Genomic DNA, 18689 nt, shown 5'->3' with positions numbered 1-18689 from the left:
ACTGACATGTCAAAGCACACACTCTCCGTCCTGGTCGAGAACACCCCGGGCATCCTCGCCCGGATCGCCGCCCTGTTCTCGCGCCGCGGCTTCAACATCGACTCGCTCGCGGTCGGCACCACCGAGCACCCCGACCTCTCCCGCGTCACCATCGTGGTCAGGGTCGACGACGCGCTGTCCCTGGAGCAGGTGACCAAGCAGCTCAACAAGCTCATCAACGTCCTCAAGGTCGTCGAGCTGGAGGCGGACGCGGCGGTCCAGCGCGAACTGGTCCTGGTGAAGGTCCGCGCCGGCAACGAGACCCGCTCCCAGATCGTCCAGATCGCCGAACTGTTCCGCGCCAAGACGGTCGACGTCTCCCCCGAGGCCGTCACCCTGGAAGCCACCGGCGCCGCCGACAAACTCGACGCGATGCTCCGGATGCTGGCCCCCTTCGGCATCAAGGAACTCGTCCAGTCCGGCGCGATAGCCATCGGCCGCGGCTCCCGCTCCCTGGCCGAACGCGGCGTACGGGACACCCGCCCGTTCCGCCTGACGGCGACGGCGAATGCGTCCACATCCACATCCGCGTCCACATCCGCATCCGCGTCGCAGGCACAAAGCGCGTAACGCGAGCTTCCTCAGAAGTGACCGACCCTCAATAACAGCAGCTACCAGCAACCCAGTTACCGATTACAAGGAGAAACCCTCATGCCCGCCGAGCTGTTCTACGACGCCGACGCCGACCTGTCCATCATCCAGGGCCGCAAGGTCGCGGTCATCGGCTACGGCAGCCAGGGCCACGCCCACGCGCTGTCGCTGCGCGACTCGGGCGCCGATGTCCGCGTCGGTCTGCACGAGGGCTCCAAGTCCAAGGCGAAAGCCGAGGAACAGGGCCTGCGCGTGGTGACACCGTCGGAGGCCGCCGCCGAGGCCGACGTCATCATGATCCTCGTCCCGGACCCGATCCAGGCCCAGGTCTACGAGGAGCACATCGCCCCGCACCTCAACGACGGCGACGCGCTGTTCTTCGGCCACGGCCTGAACATCCGCTTCGGCTTCATCAAGCCCCCGGCCGGCATCGACGTCTGCATGGTCGCCCCGAAGGGCCCGGGTCACCTGGTCCGCCGCCAGTACGAGGAGGGCCGCGGCGTTCCGTGCATCGCGGCCGTCGAGCAGGACGCGACCGGTTCCGCGTTCCCGCTGGCGCTGTCGTACGCGAAGGGCATCGGCGGCACCCGTGCCGGCGTCATCAAGACGACGTTCACCGAGGAGACCGAGACCGACCTGTTCGGTGAGCAGGCCGTCCTCTGTGGTGGTACGGCCGCGCTGGTCAAGGCGGGCTTCGAGACGCTGACCGAGGCCGGCTACCAGCCGGAGATCGCGTACTTCGAGTGCCTCCACGAGCTGAAGCTCATCGTCGACCTCATGTACGAGGGCGGCCTGGAGAAGATGCGCTGGTCGGTCTCCGAGACCGCCGAGTGGGGCGACTACGTCACGGGCCCGCGGATCATCACGGACGCCACCAAGGCCGAGATGAAGAAGGTCCTCGCCGAGATCCAGGACGGGACGTTCGCCCGTGAGTGGATGGCCGAGTACCACGGCGGTCTGAAGAAGTACAACGAGTACAAGAGCCAGGACGAGAAGAGCCTCCTGGAGACCACCGGCAAGGAGCTCCGCAAGCTCATGTCGTGGGTGAACGACGAGGCGTGATCTCCGGGCAGGACCATGCCGTCCTCACGCCCACGGGAACCAGCCACCAAGAACACCGAGAACCCCAGGTCAGTCAATCCTGACCTGGGGTTCCCCGTAGCACGACGCAACCGGGCTCCCCCTCCGGCCGGGGCGTGTCGTGCGGGTCAGGCGGCCGGCCGGGTGGCAACCACACGACGTGAGCACCACCCGGGGCGTGTTGTGGTCAGTGCCTGAAGGCACCCTTGACCTTGTCGCCGGCCTGCTTCAGGTTTCCGGAGACCCGGTCGGTCCTGCCTTGCCGCTGCAATCGCCTGTTGCGGGTGGTCCGGCCTATGCGTTCGGTGACCAGGCCCTTGAGTGCCTGCGTCTTGTGCTTGATCGTCTGTCCGACGCTCATGGCCGGCCTCCTACTTGTCTGCTGAGTGGGCCCCGGCGCGTGATCGCCGTTCCCGCGGGAGGGATCGGGGCCGGTGTGAACTGCCTGCGGCTGATCAGCAGAAGGAGAGGAATCCAGAGCACGGCCGGGCCTCCACACGGTCACAGGGACAGTGCCTGCGTTCCGCGGGGTCCGGGCGAAGCGGAAGGTGGAAGGCCTCGCCCGGAGATTCCCGGAGCGGTTCAGCCCCACGCCTTCGCTCAGTCAACGCCCGGCAGCCGCCTGTGTCAACGCACTGTCGGCATTGGCGAGTTCCGGGAGCCGGGCAGGACGGTAAGCGCCTACGCCGGCCGGTATCCGCAACCTCTGGGTAGGGCTACGCTGTTGAGCGAGGCCCCAGTCCCCGGTATCGATGCTGTGTCCAGCTCCCGGGGAGGCCCGTGGTGTTCGCCCTGCTTCTCATCCTCACCTTGTTCCTGTTCGGATTCGGCTTCCTCAACCCCATCTGGTGGGTGGTCGCAGCCGTGTTGGTCTTCGGAACCGCGCGGTACGGCCGCGATGGTGGCGGGGGCCGCGGCCGCAGCTCCGATCTGGGGCAGTACCGGGACTACCAAGAGCGCCGGGATCGTCAGGAACGCTGGGACCGTCGCTACAGCCGCCAGCACCGGGCACGCTGGCGGCGCGAGGACCGGCGGGACCGCGAACACGGCAGGTGAGGCGAAGACCGGGGGGTGTGGTGCACGCCCGCCGGATGACATCCGGAAGGGGAAGGTCATGATTCACGCTGCCTATCTCCGGGAGTGGCGCGAACGCGACGTCGTCGACAGCGAGTCGCACAAGATCGGTGTGCTGGAGGCGGTCTATGTGGACACCACCACTGATGAGCCGGCCATGGCCACCGTTCGGACCGGGCTGCCCACGCGGCACCGGCATGTGAAGAGCGGCCGCTGTTGACGGCTGTGCCCTCGGCCGGCCATGCGGCTCTGCTGGCCGAGGTCGTCGAACTGCGGGCCAGGAGCGAGCAGTTGGGGCGGGCGCTGGCGACCCGCGCGGTGATCGATCAGGCGCGCGGCATGGTGATGGTCCTGGCCCCGTGTTCCAGCGAGAGGGCGTGGGATCTGCTGGTGTGTGTGTCGCAGAACTGCAATATCAAGCTCCGGGACGTGGCTACGGCCCTGGTCGCCACGACGGAGAACGAGACGCTCCCGGAACCGATACAGCGGGAACTGCGCCGGGCGCTGCGGCGCCTTCACGCTGCGGACCGGGGGTGACCGAGTGCGCGCCCGTCGGACGGCACCGGGAGCTGTGAGCTCAACCCTCCGGTGCCTTCGTCCAGGACGGCCGTCGGACGCCTTTGCTGTGTAGCCCGCCTCGTGGAACCTAAACACCCGCCCTCGCCCCTTCGCCCGTTCGGCCAGGTCACGTGCTGTCGGGGGGTGGGAAGGGCAGGCTGGTGTGCGCGGTGCCCGAGGCGCCGGAGGGTGCCGTGGCGGGTGTCGCCGAGGTCGCGCTGAGTGCGAGGAGCGCGACGTCGTCGGCGGGTCCTGCGGGGAAGGTGTCCAGCAGCGAGGTGAGGTCGCTGATGATCGCGGCGGCCCCGAGGGCCCGGCCGGTGGCGGCATGGTGGGTGAGGTGAGCGGCCAGTCCACTCTCGCCGAACCGGGCGCCTTGGGAGGTACGGGCCTCGGTGAGTCCGTTGCTGTAGAGGAAGAGCGCCTCGCCGGGCAGGAGTTGAACGGCCCGGGAGACGAAGTCCGCGTGGCGCAGGGCGCCGACGAGCATTCCTCCGGCGAGGCTCACCGGCTCGGTCCGGGCGACCGCCCGGTCGGGCCCGTCGCGGCGGGCGGGTCGCAGATGGTGGGCCGGGAGATGGCCGCCTCCGGCCAGGGTGAGGGCGAAACCGCCCGCGGGCTCGGGGGCGAGGGTGCCGAAGACCAGGGTGCAGAAGCCGCTGCCGTCGGACGATGCCGACAGTAGAGCGGAGTTCAGCGCCCGCAGTACGGCACACGGGTCGTGCTCCAGCAGGGCGGTGGAGCGCAAGGTGTAGCGGATCAGGGAGGTGAGAGCGGCGGCGGGTGCGCCCCGGCCGCTGACGTCGCCGAGAAAGAACGCCCACCGCCCGGCGCCGAGCGGGAAGACGTCGTAGAAGTCGCCGCCGACGTCGTGGACCGAAGCGGTGGTGTAGTGGCAGGCGGCGTCCAGGCCCGGCACTTCCGGCAGTGCCGGGGGCAGCAGGGTGCGCTGCAGGGTGGAGGCGTACGCGGCGATCTCCGACCTGTCCCGCTCGGCGCGCTCCCGTGCCGCGTGCTCGACCTCCACCAGTTCCCGTTCCACACGGAGCATGCGCAGGGCGGACAGCCGCAGTTCGAGTTCGTCCATCACGAGCGCGGCCAGATCGGTCAGGGCGGTGGCCTGGTCCGGTGTGATCCGGCGCGGCTTGGTGTCCAGGACGTCCACGGTGCCCAGGCGGTGACCGTCGCTGGTGGTGATCGGGGCGGCGGCGTAGAAGCGCACCCGAGCCGGACCGGTCACCAGGGAGTGGTCGCGGGCGACCGGGTCGTCGAGGGTGTCGGGGACGACCAGAGGACTGCCGGTGAGGATCGCCGAGGTGCACAGCCCCGGGTCCCGGCCGATCTGCGTGACCCCCGCCAGACCGTACGCGGCCTTGAACCAGACCCGGTCGGCGTCCACGATCGTCACCGTCGCGGCCGGCGCGTGGAACAGGCGGGCGGCCAGTGCGGCGATCCGGTCGAAGGCCCCGTCGGGCGGAGTGTCCAGGATGTCGTAACGACGCACTGCCGCGATCCGCCGCGCCTCCTGCTCCGGAGACAGCTCCACCCGCTCCTCCACGCCTCCGCACGCGCCGTGTCCGGCCGGTGCGGGCGGCTGTTCGGGCCGTTGGGTCCGGTCGTTGTGGGCGGCTATTCGGGCCGCTGGGTCCGGTCGTTGTGGGCCAGGCCGTCCGGATGGTCCTCCGTGCGCTCGCCAAGAGGAAGAACCAGTACCCGCAGGGCCGCCTGGCCGGGCAGGCGGTGGATCTGCCCCGCCTCCTGCCAGCCCCAGTCCTTGAAGGCGGCACAGGCCGAACGGGCCAACTGGTCCACCAACGTGACGCCGAGCGAGGACTGGTGGTCGGCGAGCAGACGCTCCTGGAGCCGGCGGGCGAGCCCACGGGCGTGCTGGTGCGGATGGACGACGGTTTCGAGGATCGCGAAGACATGCCCGGACGCGGTGAGTTGCTCCAGGTTCTGCGGCAGCGGTCCGTCGAACCCCTGCCACCAGGAGCCGTCGCGCGGCACGGGGAACCCTGAGACACAGCCGGTCAGAGCCTCCGCCTCGGCGACCAGCATGTCGAATCCCGGCAGCTGTACGTCGCCCGCCAGGCGCTGCAGGAACTTCTGCCGGTCGTGGAACTCCTCACCGGGCGAGGCGGCGGACGACTCCACGTACAGATCCGCCAGGTCCTCCCGCAGGCCCTCGGCCTGCCAGCGGTTCAGTCGGCGCAGACGCACCGTGTCCAGGACGGGACGCTCTGGGCCTTCGGGTTCATGCGGTTGCCGCGGGGTGTGCATGGGGCGCCTCGGTTCAGGAGACCGGGAGATGTACGGGCGTGCCATCGTGGCCGATGGGCGGTGCGGCGCCTGGGTCCGGGACGTCTGTACAGCAGCATAGCCCCGGATCGGCGCCGCGCCGGGGCCCGTTGGGGGCACGGGGCCACTGTGGCGAAGGCAGCCGACCGGTGAGTGTGCCGGCCGGCTTGTCGAGGGTTTGAAAGCGGGCTGTCCGGGAAGCCGTCCGATGTGCTTCGGACCGGAGGCACACCCGTGGGAGCGGTTTTCGCTGCTCCCCTGTGTGCTGCGGTCTGCCGGCTCCCACGGTGAGTGACGCCACCGATCAGGGAGACACGTGCCCATGCCGGCCGAACGCACGCAGCATCCACGCAGCGCACGCCCCTACGACGACGCACCGGACACCGACGCGGCGTTCCGCCGTATCGCCGCTCTGCCGGACGGCCCGGAGAGGTCCGCGCTGCGCCAGGAGGTGGTGTGCGCCTGGATGCCGATGGCCGTACGGCTGGCCCGGCGCTTCCGCCATCGCGGTGAGACCTTCGAGGACCTCAAACAGGTCGCCCAACTGGGCCTGGTCAAGGCGGTGTCCCGCTTCGACCCGGGTTTCGGCACCGCCTTCCCGGCCTTTGCCATACCGACGATCCTGGGCGAGGTGAAGCGGCACTTCCGTGACGAACTCTGGGTCGTGCATGTGCCGCGGCGCGTACAGGAGCTGCGTGGCCAGGTCCGCTCCGCCGACCATGAGCTGAGTGTTTCGCTGGGCGGAGCGATACCCGCGGTCCACGAGATCGCCGCACACACCGGGCTGACCGAGGCCGAGGTACGGCTGGGCCAAGGGGCGCTGGAGAGCTTCACCGCCCGGTCCTTGGACGCCATGCCCGGCAGCTCCGCGGACAGCTACCCGCTGACCGACACCCTCGGTGGCACGGAGCCCGGCTTCGAGCGGGTCGTCAACCGTGAGGCGCTCCGGCCTCTGCTGCGGGCACTGCCCGAACGCGAGCGCCAGATCCTGTACTTGAGGTTCTTCTGCGGGATGACGCAGGCCCGCATCGGCTTGCAGTTCGGGGTCTCTCAGATGCACGTCTCCCGTCTGATCACCCGTACCTGTGCCCGCCTGCGCGACCAGGTGATGTCCGACGCCCGTGATCTGAGCAAGGCGTCATGATGACGTCCCGGGGGCACTCCGATCTGCGAGAGGCACGCTGCGATGAGCAAGCAGGACAACCAGGCCATGCACCATCCCGCGGTGGTTGCGCACCACCAGAGCCGTGCCGCGGACGTCCAACTGCGTATCGCCGACGCGATCACCAAGTTCGCCGGTTCGATGCCGTTCGTCTACATCCACGCGGTCTCCTTCGCGTTGTGGATGCTGTTCTTCGAGGCCGCCCCCTGGCCCACACTGACGCTGGTGGTGTCACTGGAGGCGATCTTCCTGTCGACGTTCGTCATGATCGGCCAGAATCGTCAGGCCGCCTTCCAGCAGATCAAGGCCGATCACGACTTCGTCGAGCAGGAGTTGGAACTCAAGACCAACACCGAGCTGACCCGTGCGATCCACGCCATGACCACGGAACTCCACAGCCGTTTGCTCGAGGACGGCGCCGAAAGGCCGCGGCCGTAGACCACGGTTGAGGGGGTGGGGCTGGTGGTCAGGCGCCCAGTCCGGGGAGGGGTTCGGAGTCGTCGATGAAGGCGCGGGCCACATCGGACAGCCGCCGGTTGTGGGAACGTGCATGGGCGCGCAGGGCGGTGAAGGCCTGTTCCATGTCGATGCCTCGGCGTTCGGCGAGTTTGCCTTTGGCCTGTTCGATCAGCACGCGGCTGTTCAACGCGGTCTGCAGTTGCTCGTTGAGGATCGTGCTGCGGTGGGTGGAGCGTTGTTGCAGGAGGCTGATGGTGGCGACGTCGGCCAGGGCCTGGGCGATGAGTGTGCCCGCCGGGTCGAAGGGGCCGGGGGCGGCGCGGAAGAGGTTCAGGGCGCCGACGACCTCGTCCCGCAGGCACATGGGCAGCGCCTGAACCGCCCCGAACCCGCTGCGGTGGGCCGCCGTGGCGAAGCGCGGCCAGCGGCCGATCTCCCGGGTCAGGTCGGCGACGATCACGGGTGTGCCGGTGCGGCAGCACTCCAGGCAGGGGCCTTCATCACTCTGGAGCTGGAAGAGTTCCAGCAGCCGCACCCGTTCGTCGGAGGCGGCCATCACGCGCAGTTCGCCGTCCCGGTCCGCGAGCAGTACTCCGGCCGCGTCGGCGCCGAGCATCCCTACACAGCGGTCGGTGAGCAGACGCAGAAAGTCGATCAGGTCGAAGTCGGCGACCAGGTTGTCCGCCAGCTCGACGAAGGTCTTGGCCAGGAGCTGCTGATTCATCGTGTCACCCTCGATTGAGACTATTCCCGCCGGGAGGGGGAGGGAAGTGCAGCCAGTTCGTCGGTCGGCGCCGGTGCGTCAGGTTTCCTCGTCGGTCCGTGTGGGTTCCGTGTCCGGGGAGAAGCGGAGCCGGTGGGCCACCACGTCGGCGGCCACGTCGGCGAGCCGACGTCCCCGCATGTAGGCGTGGGCACGGAGCCGGACGAAGGCTTCTTCGATGCCGACACCGAGTTGGACGGTGAGGATGCCGGTGGCCTGGTCGATCTCCGCCCGGTAGGCGCCCAGGTCCTCGAAGCCGCGGTCCGGCAGCGGTCCGCCGGCCGGCGGGCCCGTCTCGTCGACCTCTGTATCGAGCAGGAGCAGCGTCGCGAGATCGGCGAACGCCAGCGCGTCGGCCAGTTCCCCGGCGTCCAGCACGGTCGGCACGTTGGCGTACAGATCCAGGACCCCCAGGCTGATCGCCCCTATCTGCAGGGGCAGCGCGAAGACGGCGCGTGCCCCGGCTTCCAGGGCCGCATCGGCGAACACGGCCCAGTGGTCCTGCAGTTCACCGGTCAGCAGATCGGGTGTCAGGACGGCCGAGCCCTGCGTGAAGGCGTCCACGCAGGGCCCCTCGCCCAGGGTGAGTTGCAGCTCCTCCAACTGCCCGCTGATGTCGTCGGTGCTGCACAGCGGATGGCTCGCCGCGGCCTTGGACATCGCGGACAGCCCGGCCCCGCCGACCGGGAGCGCGGCCACGGCCGCGGTGCACACGTCCAGCACGCCGACCCGGCCACCGCGTCGGACCGCCTGCTCGGCGACCAGCACCCGGACACGGGCCGACCGGCCGTTGGACCTCACCCGGGCCACCACGTCATCGTGGCGCCGAGGGGCAACCATGGCGAACCCCGGCCGACGCATGTCGGAAGCTGGACGGTTCGGAGAGTGCCGGCAGCCGGGACGGAGGCATGCCCCCCGGGGTGGCGTATCGCGTGACTCCACCACGTACAGATCCGCCGGCTCCCCGCCCAGACCGTGCGCCAGGCGGCGGCACATCCGAACCGACCGCCCGGGACCGGGCGGGGATCAGCCGCCGTCATGTGACGCGCCGAGGTCGGAATCCGCCCGTGCCGGCCAGTTGTCCCGCCGTTCCCGCGCCACCGCCGTACGACTGCCGATCCGCTCTCCGCCGGAGCCGACCCGTTCTCCGCTCAGAGAGAAGGCGGGCGCGGTGGGCGGTGCAGGGATGGTCAGTTCGGGGAGTTCGGGGAGTTCCGGGAGCTCGGGGGGCGTGGGGCGCGGGATGCTCCGGCGCGCGGACTCGCCATCGGTTTCCCGGCTCTGGTGCTCGAAGAAGCGGAGCATCTCCACCGGGAACGGCATGACCAGGGTGCTGTTCTTCTCCGCGGAGACGTCCACCACGGTCTGCAGCAGGCGCAGTTGGAGCGCGCCCGGAGTATCTGCCATGGTCGCCGCGGCGTCACTCAGCCGCTGGGACGCCTGGAACTCACCGTCGGCGGCGATGACCCGGGCACGGCGCTCACGCTCCGCCTCGGCCTGCTTGGACATGGAGCGCATCATCGACTCCGGAAGGGCGATGTCCTTGATCTCCACGCGTTCGATGCGCAGTCCCCAGGGTTCCTCGGTGGGGGCGTCCATCACCTTCTTGAGCTCCGCGTTGATGTGGTCGCGGTCGGAGAGAAGCGTGTCCAGGTCAGCCCTGCCGATGACCGCGCGCAGCGAGGTCTGGGCGATCTGGGAGACGGCGCTGGGGTAGTTGCGGACGTTCACCAGAGCCTTGACCGGGTCGATGACCTTGAAGTAGACGACCGCGTCGACGGTGAGCGTCACGTTGTCGGCGGTGATGGATCCCTGCGGCGGGATGCCGAGGACCTCGGTCTGGACGGACACCTTCTGCATCCGGTCCCCGATCGGCCGGATGACGCGCAGGCCGGGCCCACGGATGTCCGGCAGCAGCCTCCCGAAGCGGAACACCACGCCCTTCTCGTACTGCTGGACGCTGCGCAGGCTCATGGCGAGCAGGACCAGTCCGGCCGCGGCGCACACCACCAGCACAGTGATCAGAACACCCATGGTTCTCACATTCCTTACGTCGACGGTGTCCCCGAAACCCGAGCGGTCCGGGAAACACACGGCATGCTGCGGGTTGCGCGCATCGCTGAGCGGTGCGGTGCGGACTCAGCGGTGCGGACTCAGCGGTGCGGACGCTGCTGGTATCGCCAGTCAGTCGGAAGGGCTGGGCAACGGATCGAGCACGGCTCTCAACGAGGGACGTTCCGGCCCCAGTTCACCAGTGGGAGCCGACGACATACGGAGAGACGGAGCGGAGGGATGGTCCTCAGGTGTCGGCGCGTACGAAACGGTCGCAGTCATGATGCGAACCCTGCTCCGGACCGGTCGCAACCGGCCCGGCGTCATCAATCGCCGAAAACGACACCGGCATGGAGGCCGGTGCGCGAAATACCCTCGGTGTCCCGAGCGTACTCCTCCGGCTGACGGTGCGGACTGGGTGAGCTGCGGGAGGGGTACGCCGAGGCGGGCGCCGGCCCGTGATCAGTACGACAACGGGATCAGGACAACGCCGACCGCTTACCCGGCGGGGGCAGCCGCTGAAGCAGCTCCCAGAGCGGCCGTGAGCCCGCCGCCCACTCCCCCAGCATTCCGCGGTCGACCAGATGCAGCTTCTGGGACTTCGCCAGCGGCGCACACCCCGAGGTGAAGCGTCCGTTCGTCACCAGAACCACCACGTCCCCGCCATGCAGCTGGCGGCCGGTGCCGTTGAGGACATGCAGATCCGGGGTACCCACCGGCGATCCCGAGGCCCCGTCCTGCCGGTGCTTGCACTGAATCACCCAGCGCCTGCCGAGCGGATCGGTCGCTGTCACATCCGCGCCGTTGTCTCCGGCCCCGCCCACCTGTACGGCATCCGCACAGCCGTCACGGCACATCAGGTCCCGTACCGCGAACTCGAAGTCCTCGTGGTGGAGCCCGTCGAGCTGGGGGAGCTTGTACCTCAACCTCCGCACGTGCACCCGCTCCCAGCGCGCGCTCACCGCCCACTGCGTGAGCCAGAGACCGCCGGCCCCACCCACGACGGCGGCGAGCACGGCCAGCAGCCACCAGTTGTCCAGCAGCAGCCACTGCCCCGCGGCGACGCAGAGCCCGACGCCCGCGGCAGCCGCTATGGCGAGCACCAACGGCCGGGGCCCGCTGGGCTTCGTCAAGGTCGGGACACGCTTTGGAGACCTACGAGTCCGCCGCACCGGCGGCCGGCGGCTCACCACTGCCCCCGGAGTTGTGCACCGTCGTTCCTCACGTACGGATCGGTCCAAGGCACCGTATCCCCCTCGGCGCTCCCGCCCGCGGCCACTGCGACCGCACAACAGGCATCGGCGCAGGCACCTTTGACATTAGGTCAAATGTTCGTGCCCGATGCGAGCGAGAGCCCTTTTCGGCCACGCCTGCGCGCGGCACGGCTCAGCCGGGCGAGACGAGTCCGGTCTCGTACGCGAATACCACCGCGTGGATCCGGTCGCGCAGCTGCAACTTGGCCAGCAGGTTGCGCACATGGGTTTTCACGGTGTGCTCGCTGACCACCAGGGCGGCAGCGATCTCCGCCTCGGCCTCCTGCTCACGCTCCAACTGCTCGGCCCTACGCATGAGTTCCTCGCTGAGACGCCGCTGCGTCCAGACCAGCGAGCCGAGCATCAGTGCGCAGCCGAAGGTCAGGATGCTGCTGAAGGCGCCGCCCAGCGACCGGGTCCCCAGGACGGCGATGACCACGGTGGCCGCCGAGATCACCGCCCGGGTCCGGGGCATGGTGTGGGCGGCCGCGGTGTAGAGCGCGATCAGCGCGGCGAACTGGAACTGCGGCTGGATGGCGTGGGCGAGATGGCTGTACGGGCCCAGGGCCGCCCAGACCAGCACCATGCACAGGACGGGGGCCCTGCGGCGCCAGGGCAGCGGCGCGGCTGTCGCGACCGCGAGCGGATACATCCACCATGGCCACGGGGAACCGGAGGGCTGCCGACTGGCGATCAGCAGCCTCACCGACACGGTCGCCGCGGTCAGTGCCAATGCGGTGTCGAGCAGATAGGGGTTGCTGGTGGCGATCCGGTACAACGACCGGATCCATGCCACGGACGCCACGGACGCATGCGGGAACGGGGACAAGTCACGGCCTCCTGGCGGCTGAGCTGGGGGAAGCGTGGCCGATGAAGATCATCCGACGCAACCATCCGGTACGGGGGCCGTGTTCGCCGGGCGTGCACGTGGCGGGCGTCGGCTCACACACCTCAGGCGTCGTGGCTCACACACCGCAGGCGTCGTCCAGGGTTCGGGAGTCCTTGTCGAGCCGCGTCATGTCTCCCGTCAGGGCGGACACGTCGGACAGCTCCAGGCCGTCCCCCTCGAACCGGCGGATCATCCGGTCGTAGTCGGCGGACGTCTCCTCAAGCCCCTCCTTCACCTCCCGATCCTCTGTCTTCTCGGCCATCCTCTTGATCTCCTTCGAGAGATCCCTCGCCTGCTCCAGGAACTTGTCGGGATCGCTCACAGGGTCGGCCGTCAGCCGGTCCGACCCGCCCAGCACTCCGGACTCCCCGCACGGCCAAGGACCCTGCTGCCGGGCCACGACCTCTCCGACGGCCCAGCCCGCGCCCACCGCCCCCAGGGTCAGAACACAAGCGGTGGCGAGCCCGACCACGTACCGGCGCTTCATGGCGCTCCTCCTCCGCGCCGCCCGGGACTTCCGGTTTCCAGCGCCACCACAGGCTCCCCGACCACACCCGTCCACCACATCGCTCACCGGAGTGATCATCGTCCTCACTCTCGCGAGGTAGATCCCCGGCGTACCCCGCCCGAGCGAGGCGGAAGATCGCTCCCGCTGACGATCACTTCGGGGCAGCGCAGAACCAGGATGGCCGACGTTCCCATCCGGCCGGCGTCCGCGCCGAACCGACTCGTCCACGCACTCCGCCGAACCATTCAAGGAGCCCCTGCCGTGAACCCCCGCACCGCCTTCCTCGGCGCCCCGCTGCTGACCTTCACCTACGGAGTGATCCGGATCGTCGACGGCCTCGACGGGGTACGCGGCCCAGGTACCGCCTGGACCACCGGGCATCTGGCCTTCATCGCAGCCATGGCGCTGTTCACCGTCGCGTTCGGGCAGCTGTGCCGCATGGCAGGGAACGGCCGGCTCGCCACCGCGTTGTCGGCAATCGCCACGGCCGGAGCCCTGTGCCTGATCGCACAGTTCACCATCGACGTCGTCGCCGGCGCACTGACCGGCGACCATCACATGATGAGCGAGGCCATCGCCCGGATTTCGGCGGTACCGGCGGTCTCCCCGATCGTCTACCAGGCCGGCCCCTTCCTCTTCTGCGGAGGGATGCTCGCGCTCGTGGTCCAACTCGCCGCGATGCGCCGCATTAAGGCATGGACGCCCTTCCTCGTCCTGTGCGACCTGCTCCTCCCGATGGCGAACAAGGACTTCATCCCGCTCTGCGCCACACTGCTCCTCGTGTCCTTCACCTCACTGTCCCGACACACGCCAGGACGGGACCACCTGAACCAACACCAGAAGCTCGGCGAAACCCACGGGCCAGGACACGCCACCATGCGCTCCGCTCCATTCCCTGGAGGGCAGAACCGCTGATCCGCCACGGACACAGCGAGGCGGCACGCGCACGGCGCCATCGTCGCGTCCGGCAAAAGCCAAAGCCCCAGATCACGGCGAGTGAGTTCTGGGGCTTCCACAGAGCCGCCTTCGGGATTCGAACCCGAGACCTACGCATTACGAGGCCACGAGTGATCGTGTTGTCGCGTGACGGCTGATGCTGCGGGATGCCGTTTTGCCTGATCAAACCACCTGCGCCATGCTGAGCGCCGGTACCTCGTGCTGCACCGTCCAAAGGCGTCCGGCCACCCCTTGGCCACCTCGGGCCATCTGCGCTGCACGTCAGCACCTACACACAGCAGTTGTCGGACCTGCACAGGGCTGCCCGAGGGGGCAACCGCCGGCCGCCGACCCGCCTACGGAGCAGCGCTCTGCCAGGTCGGCTCTTTGCCGGTGTCCAGGGCGGCGATGGTTGCAGTGGCAGCGGACCCGATCACGATGAGGGACCCCAGGCTGTTGTGAACGCGATGGCACTTCCGGCCATCGGCCTGGTAACTGCTCGACAACCCCAGCTACACGGGTCGACCACTTGCGGGGCGCCCGGGCAGCCTCTCCATGGCGGCCACGCGCTGCTGTTGCGAAGTAAGAGGACGGCAAGAAACCCGAACGTCTTGCTCAAATCTTCCTCAGACGTCCAGCCGTGTCGCACAGGTGTTTTCTAGAGTGATGCACAAGTGGCCTGTGCGCCTTTCGGCGAGACCACACAGGCCACATGGGATAAAACGGGGAGCGGTATGGCAAGTCGCGTTGTCATTGTGGGCAGATCCCTTCTCACCGTCGAGCTGATGGCTGAGTCGCTCAACCGAGAAGAGGGTCTTGATGTGGTGACCGTCGTAAGCGAATACCACAAGCTGATCGAAGCCGTTGAGCGCACGGATGCGGAGGTTGCGCTGATAGACCCGGACAGGGTCGACGGGGACTGCGTGACTGCGGCCGTCGAGATACACAAGGCGCGTCCCGCTTGTGGGGTGGCGCTGACCGTGGACGCTCCGACGCGGGCCTTCGTGGACCGGGCTCTCAGAGCCGGAGTACTGAGTATCGTCCCCAAGAGCGCCGGACTGCGGAGACTGATCGAGTCGGTGCGTGGCGTCGCATCAGGACAGGTGATCATGGATCCGCGGCTGCTGCCTGCAGCGGGCGGACAGGGTGGCCCGTTGACCGACCGCGAGGCGGACGTGCTGCGGCTCACGGCGTCGGGAGCGTCGGTCAAGGAGATGACCGGGGAGCTCTATCTGTCGGCGGGAACGATCCGCAACCTGGCCTCGGCAGCGATCAAAAAACTCGACGCGCGCAACCGCTACGACGCTGTGCGCATAGCGAGCGAACGATGTTGGATCTGACCAGCTGACCAGCAGAGACATGTGCTGGTTCCCGGGGGCGAGTCTGCCTCCGGGAACCAGCACGGGCGTCACTGCTCGCGACAGAACTCGTCGATGGGATAGCCGACATGGCGATCGGCCGTCGGCAGATGGCCGAGGATCTTGTCTCCGGGGCGAAGCTCCGTGCTGTTGAGCACGGCACCCCCCAGACCGAGGACTCTGACGTGCCAGTCGTCCTGGAGGATGAGGTTCACGGTCTGCCCGTTGGGCGCCACCGCGTCGACGGAGATCAGAGGCCGTGTCTCGATCTTCACTCGTCCCACGCTGACCACGCGGGTGCGCCCCTTCGTGTCGACAGCCAACACCTTGCTGCCTGCGACGAGTTCGCTGAGGTAATGGGTACGGCCGTGGTGCGAGACAGTGTACGAGTGGATCGCGCCCGCGTTGACCCGGAACGGCCTCGTCGGCATGTAGGGAAGGGGATGGGTCTCACTGACGCAGAGGACCATGCCCTTCGAGTGCGAACCGACCAGGATCCCCTCGTCCTTGCCGAGGTAGCTGCAGGTGTCGACGCAGGCGCGCTCGCCCATGCCGATGTGGGCGGTCGCCGTGACCTCCAGTTCGACGAGCGGGATCTCCCCCGTGGTGGTCCCGGCGGCCTGCTTCAGCGCGGTGGCGTCACCGACGGACCGCGCGGGCATGAGCACCCCGTCGGAGCCCAGTTCGAGCACGCCGAAGATGATCCGGGCCTCCTCCACGTCGGCGGCCATCGTCACGACGGTCCCGTCGCACCCGGCCGCGGCCGCGATGACGATCTCCAGCGGGATCTTCGTGGGATCGCGGAAGTCGAGGAGGCTCCACCGCTCGGTCCGGGCCGACAGACAGGCCGTCTCCAGGCTGTCCGCGTCCACGATCTCGACGTAGCGGCCGAACTCGATTGCCGGGTACGCCTCGGCGAGCTTGGCGCGGTCATCGGCGCTGCCGGAGACCAGGACCAGGTCGGCGCCCGCGAAGCCGTCCGCCGGCGCGCCGCCGTCGTGCACGAGGACCCTGCGGACCGTCGGGGGAAGATCGGCCAGCATCGTCACGTCGTCGGCGACGACGGCGTCGATGCGCTGGTGCACCGCCTCTTCGAGTACCGCCGGTGCAAGATCGCCGACCTTGCGTATGTCAAGCCAGCACAGCTTGCTGTCCGTCACGCTGGTGTCCCCTCGTCATGTCGTCGAATTCTGCTGCCGGTTCGCCGGCCGTCCGCCGGTGCACGAGCCGCGCCACCCGCGCGGCTGTACGCTGCGGGTCGCCGGACTGGAAGATGTTGCGCCCCATCGCGACGCCCAGCGCACCGCCCGCGAGAACCTCGCCGACGAAGTCGAGGACGCCGTCCTCCGTGGCCCGCGGAGGGCCGCCGGCAATGAGGACCGGGACCGGGCAGGCCTCGGTGAGCGCCATCAGGTCGGGCAGGGAGCCCGGGAAGGACGTCTTGATCAGGTCGACCCCCAGATCGGCCGCGATCGTCACCGCGTGGGCCACGAGCGCGGGGTCCTGCGGGTCGGCGATGCGCGGTCCGCGCGGATACACCATGGCCATGAGCGGCAGGTTCCAGCGGTCGCAGGCGTCGGAGATCCGGCCGAGGTCGGCGATCTGCCGGCGCTCGTCGTCGCAGCCCAGGTTGACGTGCACGCTCACCGCGTCCGCGCCCAGGCGCAGGGCCTCCTCGACCTCCGTGACGACGTACTTGGCGTCCGGGTCCGGGGCCTGTCCGGTGCTCGCGTTGAGATGGATGATCAGCGACATGTCCGCGAACCGCTCCGGGCGGATGTGCCGGACACTGCCCTTGTGCACCACGATCGCGTCGACGCCGCCCGCCGCGAGCTGACCCGCGAGCAGATCGATGGAGCTGTTCCTCGGCACTACGGGACCGTCACTGATCGAGTGGTCCAGGGGCGTGATCATCAGCCCGGACGTGGTGTGGTGGTGCAGCCGCCGCAAGCGCAACGACCGCGCGAAATGCCCGTGAGGAATCATTGCGCGTCCTTTCGGCCTTCAAGTACTGCGTAGTCGGGCTTTCCTGAGAGATTGAGGGGTATCTCCGCCCACCAGGAGAATTTCTCCGGAACGTGGGCCGCCGACAGCGAGGCGGCGACATGGGCACGCAGCTCGTCGATGCTCCCGCGGGCACCGGCGCGGAGTTGTACGGCGGCTTCCAGGTGCTCGGCGTACTCCGTGTTACGGATTCCGTACACCACGGCATTCGCCACGTCGGCATGCCGGAGCAGGACGTCCTGGACCGACAACGGATGGATCTTTATCCCGTTCGCCTTGACGACACTGCCGATTCGGCCGAGCAGATGGAGGTATCCGTACTTGTCCCAGTGGCCGAGATCTCCGGTGCGGAGCCAGCCGTCACGCATCGCGGGGCCGACGAGTTCCTCCTCGCCGACGTAACCGTCCATGAGGGTGGGCGACCTGACGCATATTTCGCCGGTCGCTCCGCGCTCGACCGCCGCGTCGGAGTCGAGGTCTCGGATTTCCATCTCCACCCAGGGAAAGGGGCGGCCGACGCTGGACAGGAGTTCTGGTTCGCAGTGGTCCAGCGGAGTCAGGGTGCACATGCCGCCGGCCTCGGTGCTGCCGTAGAGCTGGGCCAGAGCCGGTCCGAAGACGCGTGCCGCCCGGGCGATGCGGGACGGGGCGGCGGCCGTACCGCTGTAGAGGACCTGGCGCAGCGCCGGGAAGACGGCGTCCTCGATGCCGGGCTGCTCGATGAGCCGGTAGAGGTGGGGCACCGCGAGGTACACGTCGGTCACCTGCTGCTCGGTCAGCGCGTGCAGCACGTCGTCGACGTCGAAGCCGTTGTGCAGCACCACCGTGCCGCCCGCGGCGAGCGCCGCGTCCGCCATCGTCGCCGTGGCGTGGCTGACCGGCGTGACCGACAGGAGTGTGGGCCGGTGGTCCGGTGCGGAGACGCCGAAGGACAGGTCGACGAGCCGGCCCCGCGCCCCGAAGGAGCGGCGCACGAGCTTGGGCCGGCCGGTGGTGCCGCTGGTCAGATCCACGACCGCGGGGTCGTCCGGCGCGTAGCGGGCGGCCGGGGGCAGGTCCACGGTGCCCGGTACGGCGTCGTCACCGGTGAGCGTGACGAGTGCGGTGCCGTCACGGTTCTCGCACAGAGCGCGGCCACGGCGGACGTTGGGGCCGTCGACCACCAGCGCTCGCGCGCCGGTGGCCCGCAGCAGCCGGGCCTGCTCGGCCGCCGGCAGTTCGTCCGCGTCGGACCGGGCGTTCATGGAGCGGATATGGGTCACGGCGGCGCCGAGCAAGTGGACGCCGTAGCGCGCGGCGAGCATGGCCGCGCAGTTCGGCTCGGTGAGGACGGCCACCGTGTCGCCGGGGCCGATTCCGGCCCGTGCGAGGGAAGTCGCGGCGCTCGCCACGGACCGGTGGAAATCGGCGGCGGTGACGTCGCCGTTCCAGGAATGCACGGCGATTCTCTCCGGGTCCTTCTCCAGCCACTCCAGAATGCGCAGAACATAGTGCCGGGTCTGTGTCGTGTGGCTGTTCAGCGTCTGCCCCGTAGACATTCCCGTCCCATCTTCCGTCGCGGCACATCGAGTGATCAGCAACAATCCTGGAAGGGCGGGACGGCACGCGCAAGCGTCCCGCCGAGGCGGATGACAATCATCATCAGCCGTGAAACAAAGGTAATTC

The 18689-nt window shown here is 69.0% G+C and carries 19 protein-coding genes and 2 pseudogenes; 9 read left to right on the top strand and 12 right to left on the bottom strand.

Features of this window, described 5'->3' with window-relative positions:
- Window positions 1-6: 6 nt before the first annotated feature.
- Together ilvN and ilvC are read left to right on the top strand one after the other, a co-directional pair.
- Window positions 7-513, top strand: a pseudogene (gene ilvN / locus OG975_RS26320) (acetolactate synthase small subunit); the annotation flags it as partial.
- A 177-nt stretch (window positions 514-690) separates the two neighbouring features.
- Entirely contained in the window at window positions 691-1692 is a 1002-nt protein-coding gene (gene ilvC / locus OG975_RS26315; RefSeq protein ID WP_406331841.1) for a ketol-acid reductoisomerase, read from the top strand.
- Window positions 1693-1897: 205 nt separating this feature from the next.
- Here ilvC and OG975_RS26310 read toward each other — a convergent pair whose 3' ends face one another.
- A complete protein-coding gene (locus OG975_RS26310) occupies window positions 1898-2071 on the bottom strand; it encodes a CsbD family protein (RefSeq protein ID WP_327430524.1) in 174 nt (57 codons plus the stop codon).
- 422 nt (window positions 2072-2493) lie between these two features.
- Between OG975_RS26310 and OG975_RS26305 the strand changes: the two genes are divergently transcribed.
- The 3 genes and pseudogenes from OG975_RS26305 to OG975_RS26295 all read left to right on the top strand — a co-directional run bounded on the left by OG975_RS26305 (window position 2494) and on the right by OG975_RS26295 (window position 3321).
- The gene (locus tag OG975_RS26305; RefSeq protein WP_406331839.1) at window positions 2494-2766 is read left to right on the top strand and encodes a hypothetical protein; all 273 of its coding nucleotides are present in this window, start codon (window positions 2494-2496) and stop codon (window positions 2764-2766) included.
- 58 nt (window positions 2767-2824) lie between these two features.
- Window positions 2825-2986, top strand: a pseudogene (locus OG975_RS26300) (PRC-barrel domain-containing protein); the annotation flags it as partial.
- A 23-nt stretch (window positions 2987-3009) separates the two neighbouring features.
- Entirely contained in the window at window positions 3010-3321 is a 312-nt protein-coding gene (locus OG975_RS26295) for an ANTAR domain-containing protein (RefSeq protein ID WP_406336468.1), read from the top strand.
- Window positions 3322-3469: 148 nt separating this feature from the next.
- Here the strand turns inward: OG975_RS26295 and OG975_RS26290 are convergent, their stop codons facing one another.
- Complete coding sequence (locus OG975_RS26290; protein WP_406331838.1) at window positions 3470-4888, bottom strand: PP2C family protein-serine/threonine phosphatase; 1419 nt, start codon at window positions 4886-4888, stop codon at window positions 3470-3472.
- Window positions 4889-4971: 83 nt separating this feature from the next.
- Window positions 4972-5562 (bottom strand): hypothetical protein, encoded by a 591-nt coding sequence (locus tag OG975_RS26285; RefSeq protein ID WP_406331837.1) that lies wholly within the window; start codon window positions 5560-5562, stop codon window positions 4972-4974.
- A gap of 400 nt (window positions 5563-5962) precedes the next feature.
- On the opposite strand from OG975_RS26285, the gene OG975_RS26280 reads away from it, so the two are divergent.
- Both OG975_RS26280 and OG975_RS26275 read left to right on the top strand, forming a co-directional pair.
- Complete coding sequence (locus OG975_RS26280) at window positions 5963-6784, top strand: SigB/SigF/SigG family RNA polymerase sigma factor (protein WP_406331836.1); 822 nt, start codon at window positions 5963-5965, stop codon at window positions 6782-6784.
- A 42-nt stretch (window positions 6785-6826) separates the two neighbouring features.
- On the top strand, window positions 6827-7240 hold the full coding sequence (locus tag OG975_RS26275; protein ID WP_381257957.1) for a DUF1003 domain-containing protein: 414 nt from the start codon (window positions 6827-6829) through the stop codon (window positions 7238-7240).
- A 28-nt stretch (window positions 7241-7268) separates the two neighbouring features.
- Here the strand turns inward: OG975_RS26275 and OG975_RS26270 are convergent, their stop codons facing one another.
- The 6 genes from OG975_RS26270 to OG975_RS26245 form a co-directional block, all read right to left on the bottom strand.
- Window positions 7269-7985 (bottom strand): GAF and ANTAR domain-containing protein, encoded by a 717-nt coding sequence (locus OG975_RS26270; RefSeq protein ID WP_406331834.1) that lies wholly within the window; start codon window positions 7983-7985, stop codon window positions 7269-7271.
- Window positions 7986-8063: 78 nt separating this feature from the next.
- Window positions 8064-8834, bottom strand: coding sequence for a GAF and ANTAR domain-containing protein (locus tag OG975_RS26265; protein ID WP_406331833.1), 771 nt, complete (start codon window positions 8832-8834; stop codon window positions 8064-8066).
- A gap of 216 nt (window positions 8835-9050) precedes the next feature.
- Complete coding sequence (locus tag OG975_RS26260; protein WP_406331831.1) at window positions 9051-10058, bottom strand: SPFH domain-containing protein; 1008 nt, start codon at window positions 10056-10058, stop codon at window positions 9051-9053.
- A 497-nt stretch (window positions 10059-10555) separates the two neighbouring features.
- Window positions 10556-11209 (bottom strand): restriction endonuclease, encoded by a 654-nt coding sequence (locus OG975_RS26255; RefSeq protein ID WP_406331830.1) that lies wholly within the window; start codon window positions 11207-11209, stop codon window positions 10556-10558.
- Between the two features lie 253 nt (window positions 11210-11462).
- On the bottom strand, window positions 11463-12158 hold the full coding sequence (locus tag OG975_RS26250) for a response regulator transcription factor (protein WP_406331829.1): 696 nt from the start codon (window positions 12156-12158) through the stop codon (window positions 11463-11465).
- Window positions 12159-12294: 136 nt separating this feature from the next.
- Window positions 12295-12705 carry a hypothetical protein gene (locus OG975_RS26245; protein WP_406331827.1) on the bottom strand — a complete coding sequence of 137 codons (411 nt, stop codon included), beginning with the start codon at window positions 12703-12705 and terminating at the stop codon, window positions 12295-12297.
- 282 nt (window positions 12706-12987) lie between these two features.
- Between OG975_RS26245 and OG975_RS26240 the strand changes: the two genes are divergently transcribed.
- Together OG975_RS26240 and OG975_RS26235 are read left to right on the top strand one after the other, a co-directional pair.
- On the top strand, window positions 12988-13641 hold the full coding sequence (locus tag OG975_RS26240) for a hypothetical protein (protein WP_406331826.1): 654 nt from the start codon (window positions 12988-12990) through the stop codon (window positions 13639-13641).
- 806 nt (window positions 13642-14447) lie between these two features.
- The gene (locus OG975_RS26235; protein WP_406331824.1) at window positions 14448-15002 is read left to right on the top strand and encodes a DNA-binding response regulator; all 555 of its coding nucleotides are present in this window, start codon (window positions 14448-14450) and stop codon (window positions 15000-15002) included.
- Between the two features lie 68 nt (window positions 15003-15070).
- Here OG975_RS26235 and OG975_RS26230 read toward each other — a convergent pair whose 3' ends face one another.
- The 3 genes from OG975_RS26230 to OG975_RS26220 are packed head-to-tail and all read right to left on the bottom strand — an operon-like array spanning window position 15071 to window position 18562.
- On the bottom strand, window positions 15071-16180 hold the full coding sequence (locus OG975_RS26230) for a 3-dehydroquinate synthase II family protein (protein WP_406331823.1): 1110 nt from the start codon (window positions 16178-16180) through the stop codon (window positions 15071-15073).
- A complete protein-coding gene (locus OG975_RS26225) occupies window positions 16152-17006 on the bottom strand; it encodes a 2-amino-3,7-dideoxy-D-threo-hept-6-ulosonate synthase (RefSeq protein ID WP_406331821.1) in 855 nt (284 codons plus the stop codon). The genes OG975_RS26230 and OG975_RS26225 overlap by 29 nt, the downstream gene beginning before the upstream one ends.
- Entirely contained in the window at window positions 17003-18562 is a 1560-nt protein-coding gene (locus tag OG975_RS26220; protein WP_406331820.1) for a class I adenylate-forming enzyme family protein, read from the bottom strand. Before OG975_RS26220 ends, OG975_RS26225 begins: the two co-directional genes overlap by 4 nt.
- Window positions 18563-18689 lie beyond the last annotated feature (127 nt).

The organism is Streptomyces sp. NBC_00203, from assembly GCF_045206325.1.
In the GTDB taxonomy this organism is placed as follows: Bacteria; Actinomycetota; Actinomycetes; order Streptomycetales; family Streptomycetaceae; genus Streptomyces; species Streptomyces lutosisoli.
The sequence above is the reverse complement of the archived record's forward strand: the minus strand, read 5'-3'. Positions and strand labels throughout refer to the sequence as shown.